23 protein-coding genes and 2 pseudogenes are annotated in these 21,243 nt (G+C 59.5%); 15 read left to right on the forward strand and 10 right to left on the reverse strand.

All coding sequences use genetic code 11. The features are described from left to right. Positions 1-26: 26 nt before the first annotated feature. Positions 27-1,400: a nucleotide 5'-monophosphate nucleosidase PpnN gene (gene ppnN, locus ACM110_RS23210; RefSeq protein ID WP_338586019.1), complete on the reverse strand. Its 1,374-nt coding sequence runs from the start codon at positions 1,398-1,400 to the stop codon at positions 27-29. Between the two features lie 215 nt (positions 1,401-1,615). Between ppnN and ACM110_RS23215 the strand changes: the two genes are divergently transcribed. Both ACM110_RS23215 and ACM110_RS23220 read left to right on the forward strand, forming a co-directional pair. Beyond that, the gene (locus tag ACM110_RS23215) at positions 1,616-2,134 is read left to right on the forward strand and encodes a DUF3087 domain-containing protein (protein WP_416129601.1); all 519 of its coding nucleotides are present in this window, start codon (positions 1,616-1,618) and stop codon (positions 2,132-2,134) included. Positions 2,135-2,355: 221 nt separating this feature from the next. Beyond that, complete coding sequence (locus ACM110_RS23220; RefSeq protein WP_416129602.1) at positions 2,356-3,909, forward strand: sensor domain-containing diguanylate cyclase; 1,554 nt, start codon at positions 2,356-2,358, stop codon at positions 3,907-3,909. Between the two features lie 10 nt (positions 3,910-3,919). On the opposite strand, the gene ACM110_RS23225 is transcribed toward ACM110_RS23220, so the two are convergent. The 4 genes from ACM110_RS23225 to ACM110_RS23240 form a co-directional block, all read right to left on the reverse strand. Then, positions 3,920-4,837 carry a LysR family transcriptional regulator gene (locus ACM110_RS23225; RefSeq protein WP_416129603.1) on the reverse strand — a complete coding sequence of 306 codons (918 nt, stop codon included), beginning with the start codon at positions 4,835-4,837 and terminating at the stop codon, positions 3,920-3,922. 117 nt (positions 4,838-4,954) lie between these two features. After that, on the reverse strand, positions 4,955-5,314 hold the full coding sequence (locus ACM110_RS23230) for a DUF2784 domain-containing protein (RefSeq protein ID WP_416129604.1): 360 nt from the start codon (positions 5,312-5,314) through the stop codon (positions 4,955-4,957). Between the two features lie 60 nt (positions 5,315-5,374). Further along, on the reverse strand, positions 5,375-6,244 hold the full coding sequence (dapA, locus tag ACM110_RS23235; protein ID WP_416129605.1) for a 4-hydroxy-tetrahydrodipicolinate synthase: 870 nt from the start codon (positions 6,242-6,244) through the stop codon (positions 5,375-5,377). A gap of 284 nt (positions 6,245-6,528) precedes the next feature. Further along, positions 6,529-7,464 (reverse strand): diguanylate cyclase domain-containing protein, encoded by a 936-nt coding sequence (locus ACM110_RS23240; RefSeq protein WP_416129606.1) that lies wholly within the window; start codon positions 7,462-7,464, stop codon positions 6,529-6,531. A gap of 174 nt (positions 7,465-7,638) precedes the next feature. Here ACM110_RS23240 and ACM110_RS23245 point away from each other — a divergent pair, with 174 nt between their 5' ends. From ACM110_RS23245 to ACM110_RS23255, 3 genes are all read left to right on the forward strand, one after another. Continuing rightward, the gene (locus ACM110_RS23245) at positions 7,639-8,337 is read left to right on the forward strand and encodes an AzlC family ABC transporter permease (RefSeq protein WP_416129607.1); all 699 of its coding nucleotides are present in this window, start codon (positions 7,639-7,641) and stop codon (positions 8,335-8,337) included. After that, the gene (locus tag ACM110_RS23250; RefSeq protein ID WP_322618258.1) at positions 8,337-8,648 is read left to right on the forward strand and encodes an AzlD domain-containing protein; all 312 of its coding nucleotides are present in this window, start codon (positions 8,337-8,339) and stop codon (positions 8,646-8,648) included. Before ACM110_RS23245 ends, ACM110_RS23250 begins: the two co-directional genes overlap by 1 nt. Before the next feature lie 66 nt (positions 8,649-8,714). Beyond that, complete coding sequence (locus ACM110_RS23255) at positions 8,715-8,870, forward strand: hypothetical protein (protein ID WP_416129608.1); 156 nt, start codon at positions 8,715-8,717, stop codon at positions 8,868-8,870. A gap of 68 nt (positions 8,871-8,938) precedes the next feature. Here the strand turns inward: ACM110_RS23255 and ACM110_RS23260 are convergent, their stop codons facing one another. The 4 genes and pseudogenes from ACM110_RS23260 to ACM110_RS23275 all read right to left on the reverse strand — a co-directional run. Continuing rightward, positions 8,939-9,208: a hypothetical protein gene (locus tag ACM110_RS23260; protein WP_416129609.1), complete on the reverse strand. Its 270-nt coding sequence runs from the start codon at positions 9,206-9,208 to the stop codon at positions 8,939-8,941. A gap of 259 nt (positions 9,209-9,467) precedes the next feature. After that, complete coding sequence (locus ACM110_RS23265) at positions 9,468-10,148, reverse strand: SOS response-associated peptidase family protein (RefSeq protein ID WP_416129610.1); 681 nt, start codon at positions 10,146-10,148, stop codon at positions 9,468-9,470. Between the two features lie 136 nt (positions 10,149-10,284). After that, positions 10,285-10,574 (reverse strand): annotated as a pseudogene (locus ACM110_RS23270) (hypothetical protein); the annotation flags it as partial. Between the two features lie 70 nt (positions 10,575-10,644). Next, positions 10,645-10,851: pseudogene (locus tag ACM110_RS23275) on the reverse strand (aliphatic sulfonates ABC transporter substrate-binding protein); the annotation flags it as partial. A 228-nt stretch (positions 10,852-11,079) separates the two neighbouring features. Between ACM110_RS23275 and ACM110_RS23280 the strand changes: the two are divergent. The 3 genes from ACM110_RS23280 (at position 11,080) to ACM110_RS23290 (ending at position 13,415) form a co-directional block, all read left to right on the forward strand. Continuing rightward, complete coding sequence (locus tag ACM110_RS23280) at positions 11,080-12,027, forward strand: ABC transporter substrate-binding protein (protein ID WP_416129611.1); 948 nt, start codon at positions 11,080-11,082, stop codon at positions 12,025-12,027. A 137-nt stretch (positions 12,028-12,164) separates the two neighbouring features. Continuing rightward, positions 12,165-13,064, forward strand: a complete 900-nt coding sequence (locus ACM110_RS23285; RefSeq protein WP_416129612.1) for a polysaccharide deacetylase family protein — start codon at positions 12,165-12,167, stop codon at positions 13,062-13,064. Positions 13,065-13,175: 111 nt separating this feature from the next. Next, entirely contained in the window at positions 13,176-13,415 is a 240-nt protein-coding gene (locus ACM110_RS23290; RefSeq protein WP_416129613.1) for a DUF1652 domain-containing protein, read from the forward strand. A 101-nt stretch (positions 13,416-13,516) separates the two neighbouring features. Here the strand turns inward: ACM110_RS23290 and ACM110_RS23295 are convergent, their stop codons facing one another. Next, positions 13,517-14,401: a LysR family transcriptional regulator gene (locus ACM110_RS23295; RefSeq protein WP_416129614.1), complete on the reverse strand. Its 885-nt coding sequence runs from the start codon at positions 14,399-14,401 to the stop codon at positions 13,517-13,519. Positions 14,402-14,528: 127 nt separating this feature from the next. Here ACM110_RS23295 and ACM110_RS23300 point away from each other — a divergent pair, with 127 nt between their 5' ends. The 7 genes from ACM110_RS23300 (at position 14,529) to benC (ending at position 21,196) form a co-directional block, all read left to right on the forward strand. Then, entirely contained in the window at positions 14,529-15,677 is a 1,149-nt protein-coding gene (locus ACM110_RS23300; RefSeq protein ID WP_165798769.1) for a muconate cycloisomerase family protein, read from the forward strand. A gap of 10 nt (positions 15,678-15,687) precedes the next feature. Continuing rightward, complete coding sequence (gene catC / locus ACM110_RS23305) at positions 15,688-15,978, forward strand: muconolactone Delta-isomerase (RefSeq protein WP_338586040.1); 291 nt, start codon at positions 15,688-15,690, stop codon at positions 15,976-15,978. Positions 15,979-16,033: 55 nt separating this feature from the next. After that, complete coding sequence (gene catA, locus ACM110_RS23310) at positions 16,034-16,963, forward strand: catechol 1,2-dioxygenase (RefSeq protein WP_416129615.1); 930 nt, start codon at positions 16,034-16,036, stop codon at positions 16,961-16,963. A 193-nt stretch (positions 16,964-17,156) separates the two neighbouring features. Next, a complete protein-coding gene (locus ACM110_RS23315; protein ID WP_416129616.1) occupies positions 17,157-18,116 on the forward strand; it encodes an AraC family transcriptional regulator in 960 nt (319 codons plus the stop codon). Positions 18,117-18,322: 206 nt separating this feature from the next. Continuing rightward, complete coding sequence (gene benA / locus ACM110_RS23320; RefSeq protein ID WP_416129617.1) at positions 18,323-19,687, forward strand: benzoate 1,2-dioxygenase large subunit; 1,365 nt, start codon at positions 18,323-18,325, stop codon at positions 19,685-19,687. Then, positions 19,684-20,172 carry a benzoate 1,2-dioxygenase small subunit gene (gene benB, locus ACM110_RS23325; protein ID WP_095056909.1) on the forward strand — a complete coding sequence of 163 codons (489 nt, stop codon included), beginning with the start codon at positions 19,684-19,686 and terminating at the stop codon, positions 20,170-20,172. Before benA ends, benB begins: the two co-directional genes overlap by 4 nt. Before the next feature lie 10 nt (positions 20,173-20,182). Continuing rightward, complete coding sequence (gene benC / locus ACM110_RS23330) at positions 20,183-21,196, forward strand: benzoate 1,2-dioxygenase electron transfer component BenC (protein WP_416129618.1); 1,014 nt, start codon at positions 20,183-20,185, stop codon at positions 21,194-21,196. Positions 21,197-21,243: the final 47 nt, after the last annotated feature.

The raw sequence follows: 21,243 nt of genomic DNA on the forward strand, positions 1-21,243 counted from the left end.
AATCGCTTCGGCTTGTTTTCCTTGGGTTATGCAACCACCCGATAACACGGCACATACGCCGCACCACCAGGCAGTTTCATCCGGTGCTGGGCAACGAACGCCTTGAGCAACTGATCCAGCGGCTGCATGACCGCCGCATCGCCACGGATCTGGTACGGACCGTGTTGTTCGATCAGGCGAATGCCCTTGTCCTTGACGTTACCGGCGACGATGCCGGAGAACGCGCGACGCAGGTTGGCCGCCAGTTCGTGGGCCGGCAGATCGCGGCTCAGTTTCAGGTTGGCCATGTTTTCGTGGGTCGGGTCGAACGGGCGCTGGAAGCCTTCGTCGATTTTCAGCAGCCAGTTGAAGTGGAACGCGTCGTTGCGCTCGCGGCGGAACTGCTTCACCGCTTTGAGACCCGCGGTCATCTGCCGGGCAACTTCGGCCGGATCGTCGATGATGATCTGGTAATGCTGCTTGGCGGCTTCACCCAGCGTGGCACCGACAAAGGCATCCAATTGCTCCAGGTACGGCGCGGCATGTTTCGGCCCGGTGAGGATGACCGGGAAGGGCAGGCCTTCGTTGTCCGGGTGCATCAGGATGCCGAGCAGGTACAGGAACTCTTCGGCCGTACCGGCACCGCCCGGAAAGATGATGATGCCGTGGCCGACGCGGACGAAGGCTTCCAGGCGTTTCTCGATGTCCGGCAGGATCACCAGTTCGTTGACGATCGGGTTCGGTGCCTCGGCGGCAATGATCCCGGGCTCGGTCAGGCCAAGGTAACGGCCGCCGTGGATGCGCTGCTTGGCGTGGGCGATGGTCGCGCCTTTCATCGGGCCTTTCATCACGCCGGGGCCGCAACCGGTGCACACGTCCAGGCTGCGCAGGCCCAGTTCGTGGCCGACTTTCTTGGTGTATTTGTATTCTTCGGTGTTGATCGAGTGACCGCCCCAGCACACCACGATTTTCGGCTCGACGCCGGGGCGTAGGGTGCGGGCATTGCGCAGCAGGTGGAAGACGTAGTCGCTGATGCCCTGGGAAGTGCTCAGGTCGATGCGTTGGCTGTCGAGTTCGTTTTCGGTGTAGACGATGTCGCGCAGGGCGCTGAACAGCATTTCACGGGTGCTGGCGATCATTTCGCCATCGACGAAGGCGTCGGCCGGCGCGTTCAGCAGTTCCAGGCGTACGCCGCGGTCTTGTTGGTGAATGCGGATTTCGAAGTCCTTGTAGGCTTCGAGGATGGTCTTGGCGTTATCGACGTGGGCGCCGGTGTTGAGGATGGCCAGGGCGCATTGGCGGAAGATGTCGTAGGTGCTGCCGGATCCGGCTTCGCTCAGTTGCTGGACTTCCCGTTGAGAGAGTGTTTCCAGGCTGCCTTTCGGGCTGACCGAAGCGTTGATTACTTGTCGTTGGGTCATTCAATGATCCTTAAAACGATGACATTCGCGCAGGAACAACGAATGACATCCGAATAGTGTGTATCCATGAAAGAAGATGGCACGAACTGCGCGGTCTCGCCATGTCCCCGATTGACGATGAAAAGATGAAAAGGAGCCCCAGCATAGCTAAATCCCTCGCGGAGGCGATAATGGCCCGTTGTCTTTTTGCCTCTGACTCAAGGAAACCCGACGTAATGTTCGAAATCCAGCCGATGAACGCCGAGACCTACCGGCAACAGACGCGGCGCAGCACGCTGATCATTGCCCTGACTTTCGTGGCGTTGGCGATGGCGCTGTCCACGGCGGCGGTGGCGTTGTTCGGCGAACCCGGCGGGGACAATCTGCGCTTCAACATCGGCGGCGTGTTTGCCGCGGTGCTGCTGATGGCGGCGCTGATGCGCAAGGTGTTCTGGACCCAGGAATGGATGGCGCCAGCGGTCTATAGTTGGCAACTCAAGCGCAGCCTGATGAGCGTGACCAATGTCATGCACCACGTCACGGCTGCCGTGAACGCGGGCGATCCGACTGCGATGAAATTGTTGCGCTTCTATCATCTGGGGTTGAACCAGATGCACCAACTGGACGGCAACTCCAGCGACCATGGGCAATTGCGCCGGGAAATGCAGCAACACGAGGCGAAGATGCAAGCATTGGGGCTAGATCTCGAGCAGACGCGACTGGATCCGGCGTGGCTGGAGGCGGTGAAGCGCTAATCCTGTTCCGATGCCTTACCTTGTAGCAGCTGGCGAAGCCTGCGTTCGGCTGCGCAGCAGTCGTAATTCGGCTGGCGCGGCCTGACTGACGAACTGCATGCTCTGGTTTCACGACTGCTGCGCAGCCGAACGCAGGCTTCGCCAGCTGCTACGGATTGTTGTTATGGCTTGACTGACTGGCAGGAAGCCTGTTTTTTTACAAGCTTCAAGGAGCGAACTTCATGGGGCATCCGTCCATTTACGACCGTATCGAAAAAGACCGGCCCGGTGTCGCCCGGCTGAAGGTCCATTCGGCAGTGACGCTGCTGATTGCCGTGTGCCTGTCGATGGCGGTGATTGTCATCTGGGAAACCTGGAGTTCGCGCCAGTACCACCTGCATGACAAGGAAGTGGCGATGTCCAACCTTGCGCAGACCTTGGCCTCGCAAGCGCAGGCGTCGATCAAGCAGGCGGATACGCTGCTGTTTGCCCTGGTCGATCGCCTGGAAAACGAGGGCGTCGACCAGACCCGGCTCAACCGTTTGCAGCGCTTGCTCAGTGCCCAGCGCAGTGAACTGAGCCAGGTCCATGGCTTGTTCGTTTATGACGAAACCGGGCAGTGGATCGCCAACTCCAATGGCGCCGAAGTCGGCGTCGCCAATAATTCCGACCGCGAATATTTTATTTTCCACCGCGATCACCCTGATCGCGGGCCGCACATCGGGCCGTCGATCAAGAGCCGCTCCAGCGGCGAATGGATCATGACCGTGTCACGGCGGATCAATCATGCCGATGGCAGTTTTGCCGGCGTGGCGCTGGCGACGATCTATCTCAGTCATTTCCTGCAGCTCTACGACAGCATCGACATGGGCAATAACGGCGTGATCAACCTGATCGCCGACAACGCCACCATCGTCGTGCGTCGGCCGTTCAATGAGGCGGACATTGGCTCCAGTCTGGCCAAGAGCCCGCTGTTCACGCAGTTGCTGCCCAAGGACAGCGCGGGTACCGCGATGCTCAAATCGACCATAGACGGTGTCGAGCGGGTGGTGGGATATCGCCGGGTCGAGGGCTATCCGCTGATTGTGTTTGCCGCGTTGAACAAGGACGAAGTGCTGACCGGCTGGCGCAAGCAATCGTTGCTCAGCGCGGCCATCGTTTCGTTGCTGTTGGGTTTTCTGGGCGTGCTCGGCTATCGCCTGATCAAGTTGATGCAGCAGCAGAACCGCATCCAGGTCGAGTTGCTCGGATACCAGGAAAAACTGCTCGGACTCAATCGCAACCTGGAGTTGCTGGCGCTGGAAGATGCGCTGACCGGATTGGCCAACCGCCGCCAGTTCGACCTGTTCATTCAGGCGGAAACGGGGCGCGCGCGGCGCAACCTGACGGGTCTCTCGCTGCTGATGATCGATGTCGATCATTTCAAGGCGTTCAACGATCGCTATGGTCACCTGGCCGGTGACGAGTGTTTGCGCGCGATCGCGACCGTCATCACCGGGCATATCCAGCGCCCCGGTGACCTGGCCTCGCGTTTTGGGGGCGAGGAGTTTACCGTGGTTCTGCCCGGTACCGACTACGTGGGGGCGTTTCTGGTGGCGGAAAAAATCCGTCGGGCGGTGCAGTCGGCGAACCTGCTGCACAGTGAAAGTCCCGAAGGCGTAGTCACGGTCAGCGTTGGCGTGTGCGGCTACGACCCGGCGTCACAAACCCGCACCGAGGACTTGATTGGTGCCGCTGACAAGGCGTTGTACGTGGCCAAAGCCAGCGGGCGGAATATGAGCGTGATTGCCAACTGACGTTCGCCTGTTACACAAACAGGTCGATGCCCTGCACCAGTTGCCTGGCGAGGTGCGACTGCTTGAGTTTTTCCAGCCACCAGTTCAAGGCGCGACCGTCGTGATCGCCGCGCCAGCCGGCATACAGAATGTTTGGCTCGCGCGGGTCGGCCATCTGCTTTTCCACCAGTGTCCCGTTGTCGAGTAACGAACTGACCCGATGCCTGGGCAACCAGCCCACGCCCAATCCAGCGCACTGCGCGAGGATTTTCGCGCGCATGGTCGCCACCGCCAGCACCGGTTGCCCGCCAGAAACACCGTAGGTTCGACCCTCGGTGGTTCTCGACGAGTCGGCCACGACAATCGCCCGGTGTTGCGTCACCTTCGCCCTGGAAATCGGCTCCTTGGCCTTGGCCAGCGCATGCTTTGGCGAAACGGCGAACACCCATTCCATTTCCCCCAACTGCATCCAGCGCAACGACGGAATTGCCGGTGGTTCGTTGGTGGCACCAATGACCAAATCGGCGCGGCCTTCACGCAGGGCTTCCCAGACTCCTTTGAGCACTTCCTGGGTGACCCGCAGCGGTACGCCGGAACCCAGCGCATCGAACTCGCGAATCACCGGGATCAGGTTTTCGAACTCCAGCAATTCGTCGGTGACGATCCACAACCGGCTCTCCCAGCCATTGGCCACTTGCTGCACCCGTTGCGTCAGGCGCGAGACATCCTCCATCAACCGCGACGCTTCGTTGACCAGCAACTCGCCGGCCGGGGTCAGTTGCAAGCGATAGCGACGACGGTCAAACAGCAAGGCATCGAAACGCTCTTCCAGTTGCCGCGCGGCATAGGACACCGTGGACGGTGCCTTGCCCAGTTTGACTGCGGCCCGCGACAGGCTGCCGGTTTCGCGAATGGCCTCCAGCAATGCCAGGTCTTCAATCGACAGCATGGTTTCAGCCTTTGGTTAAAGATCAAAAGATCGTCCGAACGCGGCCCGAGCCTTCGGCAGCTCCTACCCTCGATCATTGTAGGAGCTGCCGAAGGCTGCGATCTTTTGATTTTGTCGTCAGGATGATTGCCTGAAGAACCGAAAATAGACCACCGCATTGACCAGCAACACCAAACCGGCCAGCCACAATTGAATCGCCGGAGTCAGCCCGGCCGGATAAATCACCGGCCACACATAATGTTCGATGAAACCGCCGCCATAACCGCTTTGTCCGGCGGCGTGGCGCATCAGGTTTTCCCAGTGCGTCAGCGGGCAGGGCAGGTGGAAAAACTCCACCGCCACACCCCACGCAGCAGCGGGCAAGTGCCACCAGATCAGGCGGCGCCATTTGAGCACCAGCAACCCGCCGAACAACACGAACAGGATGAACGTCAGGTGAAACAGCACCAGCCCATCGGCGGCGATTCGGTAGAGCATGGCGGCTCCCGCAGGCATCAGGCGAATCGCTCCATGGTACTCGGGCCAATGGCCGACGCTCTATCGATTGTTCAGTGCGCCGAGAACAGCCTTCAAGTGCGTCACCATGGCTTCGCTGCTGCGTAGCATCGGCGCGCGCAGTTCATCGTCGATCAAGCCTTCAAGGGCCAGAGCGGTTTTGACCGGGGCGGGATTGGGTTCGATGAACAGGCTTTGAATCAGCGGCAGCAACTCGAAGAATGTGCTGCGGGCGGCGGCCAATTGATTGTCGCGGACCTGTTGGTACAGCGCGACAAAACGCTCGGGATGTACATGCGCCGACGCCGCGATCGCGCCTTTGGCGCCGAGGCACAAGGCATTGAAAATCTGGTTGTCCTCGCCGCACAACACATCGACTTTTCCAGAGGCCAGCAACGCGAGAGTGTTGTTCAGATTGCCGCCGCAATCCTTGATCGCGACGATCCGCTCGTGGCTGACGATGTTGAGCAAGGTCGCCTGTTCGAACGCCACGCCGGTGCGGTAGGGAATATCGTAGAGAATCAGCGGCACGCTTGAAGCGTCGGCAACGGTCTTGAAAAACGCCTCAAGTCCGGCCTGGGAGGGGCGGATGTAATACGGCGCCGGCACCAGCAAACCTGCCACCGGACGCTTGAGGATTTCGCTCTGGAATTGCAGCAATTCAGTCAGGTTGTTGCCGGCCAGGCCCATCACCACGCGGTGCGCGGGGACTTGCTCCAGCACCGCATCGAGCACCGCCAGTTGCTCATGCTTGCCCATCGCGGCGGGTTCGCCGGTGGTGCCACAGACAATCAGGCCGTCGACGCCTTTTTCCAGCAAGTGGCTGACCAGACGCTGCAGGCCGACGAAATCGATGGCGCCGTTGTGGAACGGCGTGACGAGCGGAACCCAGATACCTTGAAACGATGACATGCACTTTCTCCTGATGGTTGACCGATTTCGTCACCGTCAGGAGCGTAGAAGGAAGTAAGCAAGGGGAGGGTGGTCCGTCGCGCTCAATGTCCTGTCAGCTCATCTGACGGGACAGCGCGCCCCGGTCACATGAGCGACTGTTTCTTCGATTTGAGGGTGCGCGCAACGCAACCTTGCGCCTTGGCAATCAAGCCAATGACGGAAGAGTTGTGATTGAAGGTTGCGGACATCTTTGCTTACACCCTGATTGAGGCGCCCAGTTTTAAAAGCCCGGGCGGTGTTTGTCAATCACGAAAATCGGCGAACTCCGCGCGCATCCGTCCGTTGTGTTTGGCTCTGTAGAGCAATTGGTCGACCTGTTCGACGAATTCCAGCGCCGTGGCGTGCTGCGAGGCGTGGGTGGTGCCGACGCCGAGGCTCACGCTGAGCACGGATGAAACGGCGGAAAACTCATGGGCGATTTGTTGCTGGCGAATCAGGTGCAGGCATTTGTGCGCCACCAACCTGGCGGACTCGGCATCGGTCTCCGGCAGCAGCCAGACGAACTCTTCGCCGCCGATCCGCGCAATGAAATCCCGTGGCCGATTGGCCGCCAGCGACAAGGTGCGCGCTACGTGGCGCAGGCATTCATCGCCCTTGATGTGGCCGTAATGGTCGTTGTATTGCTTGAAATAATCGATATCCAGAACCAGCACCGACAGCGGCGATCCCGTGCGCTGGGCGCTGGCCCATTCCCGCTCCAGCACGGTGTCGAACATGCGCCGGTTGGCGATGCCGGTGAGGCCGTCCTGGTAGGAATATTCTTCGAGCTGCTTTTGCAGGCGAATCAGGTGTTCCTCGGTTTTCTTGCGCTCGCTGATATCGAACATGAACCCCACCAGCGCCTCGACCTCGCCGTCCTTGCGCACCACGTGCACCACGTCGCGAATCCACACGTATTCACCACTGTGGGTCAGCGCCCGGTAGTCGGCTTCATGGTCGACCCCGGCTCGGGATTGCGAGACGCAGAACTCCACCACGTAATCGCGATCGTCCGGGTGCATGCGCTCGACCCAGTCATTAACGCCAACCCAACTGTCCTGTTTCCAGCCCAGCAGACTTTCGATCTGCGGCCCGATGTAACTGAACGTCATGGTTTTCCAGTCGATTCGCCATGGAATTGCCTTGGTCGACTCAAGCAGGGTTTTGTAGACGTCGCTGTCGGTTTCGAGTGGATTCATGAAGGGCCTGCACCTTGAAGGAAAAAATGCAGCGCCATCATGTTGCTACTACTTTGGCGGCGCAAGCGGGCAGCCGATGAATGGCACGGGGTCGCGGTATTGAGCAAGATTGTTCAAGCCATTGGCCGCGACTGCTGGCACAGTCTGGGGTCTTTCCCCTGGTTGTAGAGCGATATGTCCAACTCACACTTGCCGCGCAGTGCGTTCCTTCGCGGCGCCGCAGCGATCATGCCGCTGTCCCTGGCCACCGCGCCCTGGGGCTTGCTGGCCGGGTCGATGGCCATCGAAGCCAATCTCACGCCCCTGCAAGGCCAGGGTTTGTCGAGCATCGTGTTCGCCGGTGCCGCGCAACTGGTGGCCATCGGCATGCTCAAGGGCGGCGCCGGAATTTTTTCGATCCTGCTGACCACGTTGTTGCTGACTTCCCAGCATTTGCTTTACGGCATGAGCCTGCGTTCGGTGATTTCGCCATTGCCGGGGCGCTGGCGCGTAGGGCTGGGTTTTCTGCTCACCGATGAGTTGTTCGCCCTGACCAGCCAGCACGACAAACAACAATTCGACCGCTGGTTCGCGTTGGGCGTGGGCCTGACGTTCTACATCGCCTGGAACCTCTTCACCCTGGCCGGCATCGTGCTCGGTAGCAGCATTCCCGGCCTGGAACACCTGGGCCTGGATTTCTCCATCGCCGCCACCTTCATCGCCCTGATCACCCCGGTGGTGCGCAATGTGCCGACCGTGGTCTGCGTCGCGGTTTCGCTGTTCTGCTCGGTGCTGTTCAGCTACTGGCAATGGGGCTCGGCGCTGGTGCTGTCGGGGTTGGCGGGGATGACCGCCGGGTTTATCTGCAATAAATTCCAGGGAACGCGCACATGATGGTCTGGGCAGTGATTTTCGGCATGGGCGTGTTGGTGTTTCTCAACCGCTATGTCTTTCTCGAGCCGCGACTGCCAGTACGGTTGAGCAGTAATGCCCGACAGTTCCTCGGCTTCGCCGTACCGGGCATGTTGACCGCGATCTGCGGGCCGATCGTGTTCATGCCCGAGAAACAGCTGAACCTGCAATGGGACAACCCGTACCTGATCAGTTCGCTGGTGGCCGTCGGCCTGGTGCTCTACACCCGCAACACCTTGCTCAGCATGCTGTTGAGCATGGGCTTTTTCTTTTTGCTGCGCTGGTGGCTGTAAGCCGGGCAGACGAATCTGTTCTACGCTTAAAGTTGATGACCGATCCCTTCAGGAAGAGAGGCGAACATGGCAAATGACCCCAAGCGTCCGGACCCGGATGAAGACATGGATGAACCGACGGAAGAAGAGATTGAGCAGCAGAGAAAAGCGGAGAAGACCTGGAAACATGACGACAGCCGCGAGCTGTCGGATCGCGATATCGAGCGTCCGTTGAAACCCTGACCGGGTTCCAGACACGACAAAGCCCCGTTCGTAGCGGGGCTTTGTCGTGTTTGCGACCGTTATCAGGACTAATCCAGAGTGTTGAGGAAGTCCGGATGAGCGGCCCGAAAACCCAACGTCTTGTCGATCCAGGCATTCAGCTCGTTGACCATGACCGGGTGTTTGCCCGGGTAGCCTTCGAGGGTCGAATTCAGGACCGCGTTGATATTGGGGATTGAATGCAAGTTACGGGTTTCTATGTATTGCCCGATAAAGCAGTCGAGTTGGTAGTGTTCTGTCTTTGTAAGATAAACACACGCCAGACTCACGACTTGATTATTTATAAAATCGTCGCGCAATTTAGTTCTCTGCAAGGCTTGTTGTATGGGATTTCCTTAGTTATTGACTCTTTGGTCAACTGGGTGATGCAACTGGAAACGCGGCGCGAATACTAGCGTTAGCGACAAAAAATGTATGCAATGCGACTGTATGGTCAGACCGGCGGTTAATACTGCAATGCAGGTGTTAATTGCTTGAAACAGCTGTTGTAACGCCAGCAACTTGATCTTCCGGGCATCACTGTTATTTGTGATTGTGTCTCTGTCGTTATTGACACTTTCAGCTCACTTCAACAATTAATTCCGCCCCTTGGTTTCTGCTATTGCCAATCGCTTTGCCGACCTTGTGCCAGGTGAAGGCGTCGCTGTCCTCTCTCTGCAAAAGTACCATTTGCTCGGCGCGTTCCTTGGGCGTCGCCGGGTCCAGCCATTCCCGCGCCAGTTCTGCCGAAAACACCACCGGTCGTCGGTCGTGAATGTCCACCATGCCGCCCGCGCTGTCGGCGGTGATGATGACAAAACCGTCGTCGTCCCTGGGTGGCGCGGTGCCAATCGGGAATTGCCCGATCGCTGCACAAAACACTGGCCCATGATCGCGCCGGCGAATCAGCCAAGGCTGCCGTGTACCGTCTCCGGCATCGACCCATTCGAACCAATTGTCGACCGGACAGATCGCGCGGTGCGGCCAGATCGCGCGGAAGAATGGGCCGTGGGCAACTTTTTCGACCCGCGCATTGATCGGTGCAGCGCGATCCTTGGCCCAGTGCGGTCGCCAACCCCAGCGCTGCGAATCGGCATGCAAGCCGTCATCCTCCATGTGCAGTAGCGCAAGTTGCGTGGTGGGTGCAGCGTTGTAGCGGGCCAGGGGCTGATCGCCGACGTGATTGATCAGCGCGTCGGGAATGCTCAGCACCGCCACGAAATCGTGAATACCCCGGTATTGCGACAGTCTTCCGCACATCGACTGAATCCTCCGGCCCAGGCTTTCAGTCTAGTTGCCTCAGATCACGTGTGCCCGTTGCAACTCGGTCAACGACAATGCCTTGAGTTGCGCCAGCAGCGAGTAGAGACCACGGGCGATGGCCACCCGCTGCGCCGATGTTGCGGATCGCCGCGACGCCGTTGAGGTACACCGGAAAGAACGCACCAATGGCGATCAAGACGATCTTCGAGATCTCGTCGATGCCCAGCCACAGCACGCCTTCGGCGAGATCTTTGAGGGTCAGAGCGATTTCGCTGGGGGCGGGCATTTGGTAGGACAGCAGCCAGCCGATGTGCACGACGATTCCAGCATCAGAAGGATCAGCGCGGGTAGCGCCAAGCCTTCAGGCTTTTGCTTTTGCTGGTGATGAGGGACTCCAGTCTCGACAAAATCAAAAGATCGCAGCCTGCGGCAGCTCCTACATTGGGATATGCGTTTCCCTGTAGGAGCTGCCGCAGGCTGCGATCTTTTACGATTACTGACGAGCAACGGTTTCCTTGAACCCGGTGTCGATCAACTGATCGATCACCTGATCGACGTTCACACCACGGCGTACCAATTCCTCGGAAACCAGAATTGGTGCGGCGGCTTTCGAGGCGATGACATCCTTGGCAGTCAGTTGCGGGCTGCTCAGGTCGGTGCGCGACAATTGCAGCTTGGCCACTTCCAGTGGCAGGCCTGCATAAAAGAAATATTGCAGGCTCTGTGCCATGTGCTCGGTTTTGCGGGTTTTCAAGGCTTGCAGCGAAGTGGAAGGCGCGGTGGGCTGTACCCCGGAAAACAGTCTGCTGAGTCGCTGTTGCTGGGCAAACAGCGTGTGTCGGGAGTCATGAGCTTATGCGTAAATCGAATTTAAAAAGCCTTTGTAAGAGCGTTATGGTCTAGCGCAATCACCCTAAAGGAGTCCCCGATGAACCTGTCCCGATTCGTACGCGGTCTGTTAACCAGCGCGCTGTTTGCCGCGCCCATGGCCTACGCCGCCGAGCCTGTCGTCCTGCATGTCGGCGACCAGAACTACTACAACGTTCGCGCCTCGGTCGAAGCGTCGGGTGTGCTCAAAGACGCGCCGTACACCGTCGACTGGAAGCACTTCCAGGCCGCTGCACCGCTGGCCGAAGCGTTGAACACCGGGGCGCTGGACCTGGGTTTTCTCGGCGATTCGGGTTTTCTGTTCCTCGCGGCGAAGCAGGCACCGGTCAAGCTGATCGGCGTGTCACGGCAGAACCCGGACACCATTGCCTTGCTGGTGCCCAAGGATTCGCCGGTCAAGACCATCGCAGATCTCAAGGGCAAGAAAGTCGCCTACTGGCCCGGCGCCTGGAGCCAGCAACTGACCTTGCGCGCCCTGGAAAAAGCCGACCTGCCGGAAGACTACGTCGATTTCATCAAGCTGATGCCGATCGATGCCGCCGCCGCGTTGCCTCAGGGCAGCATCGATGCCTTCCCGGTGTGGGAACCGTACATTTCCCAGCAGATCCTGTTCTCCGGCGCCCGGCCGATTCTCACCGCAAAAAACCTGATGCCAGGCCTCAGTGCCATCGCCGCATCGACGCCGTCGATCGACAGCAAGCGTGAAGCCATCGCCGACTTTCTCGGGCGCCTGAAAAAGGCTCGGGCCTGGGTGGATAACAACACGGACGAATACGCCGACCTGTGGGCGAAGAAGGCCAATCTCGACCAGAACGTTTCCCGCCATTGGTTGCGTCAGGCCCACATGACCGTCGGCCCGGTGGATGCGCAGGCCGCCAAGGATTTGCAGAGCACCGCGGACTTCCTGTTCAAGGTCAAGGCACTGCCGACGGAACTGGCAACCGCGCCGATCATTGACGGCTCATTTCAACAGTCGCTGGCGCAGTAAACGAGCCCCGGAACCAAACACTGTGTACCCTTATCCAACCTCGGCCCGCAGCTTCCTGCGGGTCGATGAAGGATGAACGGGCGAAGGAATTTTGCCGTTTGACGTGTTGACCAAAACGGTCTGGCCCAAGGCAAAACATGAAACAGGTGTTCAAGGTTCTATTGACGTGCGCCATGGCGGTCGGTCTGCTGGGCTGTATTGCTGCTCCCATCGCAATGACGCCGCAGACCGAACAACGGCTGCGCGCGCAACCACCGATCCGCTTTCTGCTGACATTCGATGACGGCCCCAGCGCGTCAAGTTTCTGGAATCCGACCGAAACCGTGCTCGACAGCCTGGCGATCAACCCGCTGCAGCCGGACATCAAAGCGGTGTTCTTTGTGCAGACCCGAGCCACTCGGGCCGGTAACAGTGAGATCGGCCGCGCGGTCATGCATCGCGAGCGCGATGCCGGGCACATTCTGGCCTTCCACACGGCCACGCCGTCGCACACCAATCATCGCTCGCTGGACGCGCAAGAACTGGAGCAGGCGCTCACCGATGGCTGTGTCGACATCGCCGCGATCACCGGCGCGCCGCCGACCTTGGTGCGCCCGCCATTCTGGAGCTACGACAAGCGCACCTTCGCCGCCTATCAACAGCATGGCTTGCATGTGGTGCTAACCGACCTGAGCGCCAACGACGGAAAAATCTGGGGTTTCAACGCCAGCCCGCGCCGTCGCTCGCACATGCTGCGTTCGATGTCCGAGGTGCGCGAGCGCATCGCCCGCGGCGAGCTGCCGGTGGTGGATGGGGTGATCCCGGTGGTGGTGACCTTTCACGACCTCAATCGCTACACCGCCCGGCATACCCGCGAGTACTTGCAAATCCTGCTCGACAGCGCCCAGGCGACCGGCGTGAAAACCGCCGACCAGCCGTTTTATAACGACACCGCCGAACTGCAACGGGCGGCGATGGCGCGTACGTTGCGAGACAGTGCTCAGCCGGTTGAGTTGCCGGGGGTCTGGAACTGGATCTGGAAGGACAATGCCCACTGAAAATCTGTTCAAAGTGAGAGGCATTTAACATTTTTGCTGGCGCAAAATCTTCAAAGCGGATCTATGCTCAAACGGATCCAATCCGCTCAACTGCCGCCGGAGGCGTCAGCCATGCTTCCCATTTCAGTCCTTTGCAACATTGTGGAGTCGGGTTTTGAGCCGCTGGCTTGCGAGTGCACGGAAACATTGGGGTTGTTGCGTATCGAGGTTTACGAGCGCGAACCCCGGTGCGTCAAACTGCGGATCGATAACGTTTCGACCGAGCACCTGACCAGCGTGCGCGCAATCTCTGATTTTGTCGGCGAGTTGCGTAAGGAAATGAGGGCAGGGCGCCGGGCACTTGCCGGTTGAAACGTCCCGTGTAGGAGCTGCCGAAGGCTGCGATCTTTTGATCTTGCCGTAAAAGTGCAAAATCAAAAGATCGCAGCCTTCGGCAGCTCCTTAAATGTGGTTTAGCCCTGCGGCAGCAGCTCATCAATCATTCGCAAACAATGGTTCAACCCCGGCGACACATCGCCCACCCGCCGACTGAGAATGATCGGCGAGGTCGCGTTGTCTTCCAGTAACGGCGTGAAGCCGATGTCGTCGCGGTGCAGCAACTGCACCGAGGCCGGCACCAGCGTGACCCCGATTCCGGCCCCCACCAGACCAATCGCTGTTTGCAGCTCGTTGGTCCATTGCGCGATGTGAATGCTCACTCCATAGGATTCGAACAGTGCGATGACATGATCCGCGTAGCTCGGTCGCGGGTTACCGGGGTACAGCACAAAGGGTTCTTTGGCGAGATCGCGCAGGCTGATGGGGCCAGCGAGCAGCGGGTGACCGGCGGGCAGGGCGGCGACCAGGCGGTCTTCGGTCAACACGGTCTGCACAATGGCCGGATCGTCGATGCGGATACGCCCGAAGCCGATGTCGATACGCCCAGCCTTCAACGCCTGCACCTGCTGCAACGTGGTCATTTCCGAAAGCCCCAGCTCCAGCTCCAACGGCTCGCCGCTGCGCAAGCGACGAATCAGCTCGGGCAGCACGCCGTACAACGTCGAAGGTGCAAAACCGATGCCCAGCCAGGTCTTTTCCCCCAGACCGATGCGCCGCGTGTTGTCGCAAACCTTGTTCAGTTGTTCGAGCAGAGCGGTGGAATGTTCATGGAAAAACCGCCCGGCGTCGGTCAGCTTCAGCGGGCGCCCGCGTTCCAGCAGCATCACACCGAGTTCGTCTTCCAGTTGCTGGATCTGCCGACTCAGCGGCGGCTGGGCGATGTGCAGCAGCTCGGCGGCGCGGGTGAAGTTGAGGGTTTGAGCCAATACCTGGAAATAACGCAGGTGACGCAGTTCCATGGATCCTCCAGACTTCAGTCGGTTGCATACCTTTAAGGTATCAAGTCAGACCAATTCTATATTGGCGTCGCGAAAAAAGCCGTACGAGAATCGATTCCAGAACTCCAAGAACCTGATGGGTATCGAAATGCTTGCTACTGCCATTGAATCGATCGAGACGATCATCGTCGATCTGCCGACCATCCGCCCGCACAAGCTGGCGATGCACACCATGCAGAACCAGACCCTGGTGATCATTCGCGTGCGGTGCGCCGATGGCATCGAAGGCATCGGCGAGTCCACCACCATCGGTGGCCTGGCTTACGGCAACGAAAGCCCCGACAGCATCAAAACCAACATCGACACGCACTTCGCACCGCTGTTGATCGGCCAGGACAGCGGCAACGTCAATGCGGCGATGTTGCGCCTGGAGCGCAGCATCCGTGGCAACACGTTCGCCAAATCCGGTATCGAAACCGCGTTGCTCGACGCCCAGGGCAAGCGCCTGGGTCTGCCAGTCAGCGAATTGCTCGGCGGCCGCGTTCGTGACGCGCTGCCGGTGGCCTGGACCCTGGCCAGCGGCGACACCGAAAAAGACATCGCCGAAGCGGAAAAAATGCTCGACTTGCGCCGCCATCGCATCTTCAAACTGAAGATCGGTGCCGGTGAGGTCAACCGCGATCTGGCCCACGTCATCGCCATCAAGAAAGCCCTCGGCGACCGCGCCAGCGTGCGGGTCGACGTCAATCAGGCCTGGGACGAAGCCGTCGCAATCCGTGCCTGCCGCATTCTCGGCACCAATGGCATCGACCTGATCGAACAGCCGATCTCGCGCAACAACCGCGCCGGCATGGCGCGCTTGAATGCCATGAGCCCGGCGCCGATCATGGCCGATGAGTCCATCGAATGTGTGGAAGATGCGTTCAACCTGGCCCGCGAAGGCGCGGCTTCGGTGTTCGCCCTGAAAATCGCCAAGAACGGTGGTCCGCGCGCCGTGTTGCGCACCGCCTCCATCGCTGAAGCGGCCGGTATCGCCCTGTACGGCGGCACCATGCTCGAAGGTGGCCTCGGTACGATGGCCTCGGCGCATGCCTTCGTCACCCTGAACAAACTGGCGTGGGACACCGAGTTGTTCGGCCCGCTGCTGCTGACCGAAGACATTCTCAGCGAACCGCTGGTGTATCGCGATTTTGAACTGCACGTGCCGAAAACCCCGGGTCTGGGCCTGAGCCTGGATGAAGAGCGCCTGGCGTTTTTCCGCCGCGACAAAACTTCCACTGCCATTCACCAAGCCTGAGGAGAGCATTATGCTGTTCCACGTAAAAATGACCGTGAACCTGCCGGTCGACATGAATCCTGAAGCGGCCAATAAATTGAAGGCTGACGAAAAAGCCCTGGCCCAGCGCCTGCAAGAGCAGGGCAAGTGGCGCCACCTGTGGCGCATCGCCGGGCACTACGCCAATTACAGCGTGTTCGATGTCGACAGCGTCCAGGAACTGCATGACCTGCTGATGCAACTGCCGCTGTTTCCGTACATGGCCATCGAAATCGACGCGATGTGCCGGCATCCTTCTTCCATCCGTGACGATGACCGCTGAGCCCAGCCTGTTCAGCTCGCTACGCTAATAATTACAATATGAGGAACCCACCAAAATGAACGTCAAGATTTCCCATACTGCTGAAGTACAAAAATTTCTCGAAGAGGCCAGCGGCCTGCTCAACGATCAGGGCAATCCGCGCACCAAGGCCCTGGTCTACCGCATCCTGCGTGACTCGGTGAACATCATCGAAGACCTCGCGGTGACCCCGGAAGAATTCTGGAAGGCGGTCAACTACCTCAACGTGCTGGGTGCGCGCCAGGAAGCCGGGCTGGTGGTGGCCGGGCTCGGTCTGGAGCATTACCTCGACCTGCTGATGGACGCCGAAGACGAACAGGCCGGCAAGTCCGGCGGTACGCCGCGCACCATCGAAGGCCCGCTGTACGTGGCCGGTGCGCCGCTGTCCGAAGGCGAAGCGCGCCTCGATGACGGCGTCGATCCGGGCGTGACCCTGTTCATGCAAGGCCGCGTGTTCAACACCGCTGGCGAACCTCTGGCCGGTGCCGTGGTGGACGTTTGGCACGCCAACACTGGCGGCACGTATTCGTACTTCGATGCCTCGCAGTCGGAATTCAACCTGCGTCGCCGCATCGTCACCGATGCCGAAGGCCGCTACCGTTTTCGCAGCATCGTGCCGTCGGGTTACGGCTGCCCGCCGGACGGTCCGACCCAGCAACTGCTCGATCAACTGGGCCGTCACGGTCAGCGTCCGGCGCACGTACACTTCTTCATTTCCGCCCCGGATCATCGTCACCTGACCACCCAGATCAACCTGGATGGCGAAAAGTACCTGCATGACGATTTCGCCTACGCCACCCGTGACGAACTGATTGCCAAGATCACCTTCAGCGATGATCAGGCCCGTGCGGCGGCTCATGGTGTCAGCGGTCGTTTTGCCGAAATCGAATTCGATTTCACCCTGCAATCGTCCGCCCAGCCTGACGAGCAGCAGCGTCACGAGCGGGTTCGCGCACTGGAAGACTGATTATCCGCGCTCCCCTGTAGGAGCTGCCGAAGGCTGCGATCTTTCAAGATCAGAAGATCGCAGCCTTCGGCAGCTCCTACAGGGGATTTGCGTTGTTCGCTGAACCGCCCGCAGGTCAGTGCATTGATACACAGCTGCAAGGACTGCCCTAGAATGGCCCGAAGCAACCTATAACAACAACGAGAGTGACCCGATGATGCAAGCTCAACTGTTGAGTCAGCGCAGCAGAGTATTCGACCATGCCGACCCTTATGCGGTGTCGGGCTACGTCAATCAGCACGTCGGTAACCACTGCATTCTCATGCCTCGCGCCGGCAGCCCGCTGGCCAGCCTCGATCATCGCAAGTTCGCCAGCCTCGACCTGTGCCGCATCAGCTACGGCGCCAGTGTGCGAGTCACCTCTGGCGCGCTGGAGAGCATCTATCACCTGCAAGTGCTGTTGCGCGGCAACTGCCTGTGGCGTGGACACGGCCAGGAGCATTATTTCGCACCGGGTGAACTGCTGCTGATCAACCCCGACGATCCGGTGGACCTGACCTATTCCGCCGATTGCGAAAAATTCATCCTCAAAATCCCCACCCATTTGTTCGAGTCCGTCTGCGATGAGCAGCGCTGGCGCTATCCGGGGCAGGGCGTGCGATTCCTGGAGAACCGCTATCAGCTCAATGAACTGGAAGGCTTCGTCAATTTGCTGGCAATGATCTGCCAGGAAGCCGAGTCCACCGAGCAGATTCCCAGGGTGCAGGAGCATTACACGCAGATCATCGCCAGCAAGATGCTCGGCCTGATGAAGACCAACGTCAGTCGCCTTGAACTCGGCTCGCAGACTGCTACTTTCGAAGCGATTGCCGATTACATCGCGAACCATCTCAAGCAGGAGATCGACAGCGAAGAACTGGCGCGCCAGGCCAGCATGAGCCTGCGTTCGTTGTACGGCCTGTTTGAACGCAATGCCGGCGTCACGCCGAAAAACTACATCCGCCAAAAACGCCTGGAACGCATCAACGCCTGCCTGAGCGACCCGACCTGCAACGTGCGCAATGTTACGGAGGTGGCGATGGATTATGGCTTCCTGCATTTGGGACGGTTTTCCGACAGCTACCGGAAGCAGTTTGGGGAGTTGCCGTCGGATACCCTCAAGCGCCGGCACTGAATCAATATCCCTCCCGTAGGAGCTGCCGCAGGCTGCGATCTTTTGATCTTGTCTTAAAAAGCAAAATCAAAAGATCGCAGCCTTCGGCAGCTCCTACGGGCTTGTTTGCACAAAACGGATAAAGGTCTGCACCCCGCGGATAGTCCGCCCCATTGTCCCGTCCTAGCATTGGCACTGCCTGAACAATAACAATGGAGGCGGCGGCCATGACCCTGCGACCCGAATACGTGCATTCCCTGCTTGAAGACGATCCCGAGCAGGGCCTCTATCGCTGCAAACGCGAGATGTTCACCGACCCCCGGTTGTTCGATCTGGAGATGGAACACATCTTCGAAGGCAACTGGCTGTACCTGGCCCACGAAAGCCAGATCCCCAACGTCAACGATTTCTACACCACCACCATGGGGCGTCAGTCGATCTTCGTCGCGCGCAACAAGGACGGTGTGCTCAACGCCTTCATCAACGCCTGTAGCCACCGCGGCGCGATGCTGTGCCGGCATAAGTCCGGCAACAAGAGCTCCTACACCTGCCCGTTCCATGGCTGGACGTTCAACAACTCCGGCAAGCTGCTCAAGGTCAAGGATCCGGCCAACGCCGGCTATCCTTCGAGTTTCAACTGCGAAGGCTCCCACGACCTGACCAGGGTTGCGCGTTTCGAGTCCTATCGCGGATTCCTCTTTGGCAGCCTCAAGGCTGATGTCTTGCCGCTGGTCGAGCACCTGGGCGAGTCGGCGAAAATCATCGACATGATCGTCGACCAGTCCGCCGATGGCCTGGAAGTGCTGCGCGGTTCTTCCAGCTACATCTACGAAGGCAACTGGAAACTCACCGCCGAAAATGGTGCCGACGGTTACCACGTCAGCTCCGTTCACTGGAACTACGCGGCCACCCAGAACCAGCGCAAACAGCGTGAAGCCGGTGACGCCAACCCGACGATGAGCGCCGGTAGCTGGGCCAAGCAGGGCGGTGGTTTCTATTCCTTCGACAAGGGCCACATGCTGCTCTGGACCCGTTGGTCCAACCCTGAGGATCGTCCGCTGTACGAACGTCGCGACGAGCTGGCGCAAGATTTCGGCAAGGCTCGCGCGGACTGGATGATCGAGAACTCGCGCAACCTGTGCCTGTACCCGAACGTGTACCTGATGGACCAGTTCAGCTCTCAGATTCGTATCGCCCGGCCGATCTCGGTCAACCGCACCGAAATCACCATTTACTGCATCGCCCCCAAAGGCGAAAGCGACCACGCGCGTTCCAGCCGGATTCGTCAGTACGAAGACTTCTTCAACGTCAGCGGCATGGCCACGCCGGACGATCTGGAAGAGTTCCGCTCCTGCCAGACCAGTTACCAGGGCAGCGTCACGACGTGGAACGACATGTCCCGCGGCGCCGAACACTGGATCGAAGGCGCCGACGACGCGGCCAAGGAAATCGATCTGCATCCGCTGCTCAGTGGTGTGCGCACCGAAGACGAAGGCCTGTTCGTGCTGCAACACAAATATTGGCAACAGACCATGCTCAAGGCGCTGGAAGCCGAGCAGTCGAAGCTGATCGCCGTGGAGGACGTGCAATGAGCATTTCCTATGAAGCGGTGCGCGACTTTCTCTACCGTGAAGCGCGCTACCTCGACGACCGGCAGTGGGACGAATGGCTGGAAATGTACGCCCCCGACGCGACGTACTGGATGCCGTCCTGGGACGACAACGACGAGCTGACCGAAGACCCGCAACGGGAAATCTCGCTGATCTGGTACGGCAACCGCACCGGCCTGGAAGACCGCATTTTCCGCATCAAGACCGAGCGTTCCAGCGCCAGCGTGCCGGATACTCGCACCTCCCACAACATCAGCAACATCGAACTGCTGGAACAGGCCGACGGACTGTGCAAGGTGCGCTTCAACTGGCACACCCTGAGCTTTCGCTACAAGACCGTCGACAGCTATTTCGGCAGCAGTTTCTACACCCTCGACGTGCGCGGTGAAAACCCGCTGATCAAGGCCAAGAAAGTGATCCTGAAGAACGACTACGTTCGCCAGGTCATCGATGTTTACCACTTGTGAGGCTGCCGTCATGACTCATTCCATTGCATTCAATTTTGAAGACGGCGTCACCCGATTCATCGACGCCAATGTGGGCGAAACCGTGGCCGATGCTGCGTACCGCCAGGGCATCAATATTCCGCTGGACTGCCGCGACGGCGCCTGCGGCACCTGCAAGTGTTTTGCCGAAGCCGGCCGTTACGATCTGGGCGAGGAGTACATCGAAGATGCCCTCAGCGCGGAAGAGGCCGAACAGGGTTTTGTCCTGACCTGCCAGATGCGCGCCCAGAGTGATTGCGTGGTGCGGGTGCCGACCTCCTCGGAAGTCTGCCGCACGCGTCAGGCCAGTTACGACGCGACCATCAGCGCCGTGCGCCAGTTGTCCGACAGCACCATTGCGCTGTCGATCAAGGGCGAGGCGTTGTGCAAACTGGCGTTCCTGCCAGGGCAATACGTGAACCTGGGCATTCCCGGCAGCGAGCAGACCCGCGCTTATTCGTTCAGTTCGTTGCAGCGCGACGGCGAGGTCAGTTTTCTGATTCGCAACGTGCCGGGCGGTCTAATGAGCAGTTTCCTTACCGGCATGGCCAAGGCGGGCGACAGCATGAATCTGGCCGGACCTTTGGGCAGCTTTTATCTGCGCGATATCCGCCGCCCCTTGCTGTTACTGGCAGGCGGCACCGGGCTGGCGCCGTTCACAGCGATGCTGGAAAAAATCGCCGAGCAGGGCAGTGATCATCCGCTGCATTTGATCTACGGCGTGACTCACGATTTTGACCTGGTTGAACTCGATCGCCTGGAAGCCTTCGCTGCGCGCATCCCGAATTTCACCTACAGCGCCTGCGTCGCCAGCCCGGACAGTCAGCACCCGCTCAAGGGCTACGTAACCCAGCACATCGAGCCAAAGCATTTGAACGATGGCGACGTCGACGTCTACCTGTGCGGCCCGCCGCCGATGGTCGAGGCGGTCAGCCAGTTCATTCGCGAAAAAGGCATCGCGCCGGCGAACTTCTACTACGAAAAATTTGCCGCCAGCGCGGCCTGACCATTCCCTGCCGCTACGCCCCACCATGTAGGAGCTGTCGAGTGCAA

It is taken from the genome of Pseudomonas sp. NFX98 (assembly GCF_047784845.1).
In the GTDB taxonomy this organism is placed as follows: Bacteria; Pseudomonadota; Gammaproteobacteria; order Pseudomonadales; family Pseudomonadaceae; genus Aquipseudomonas.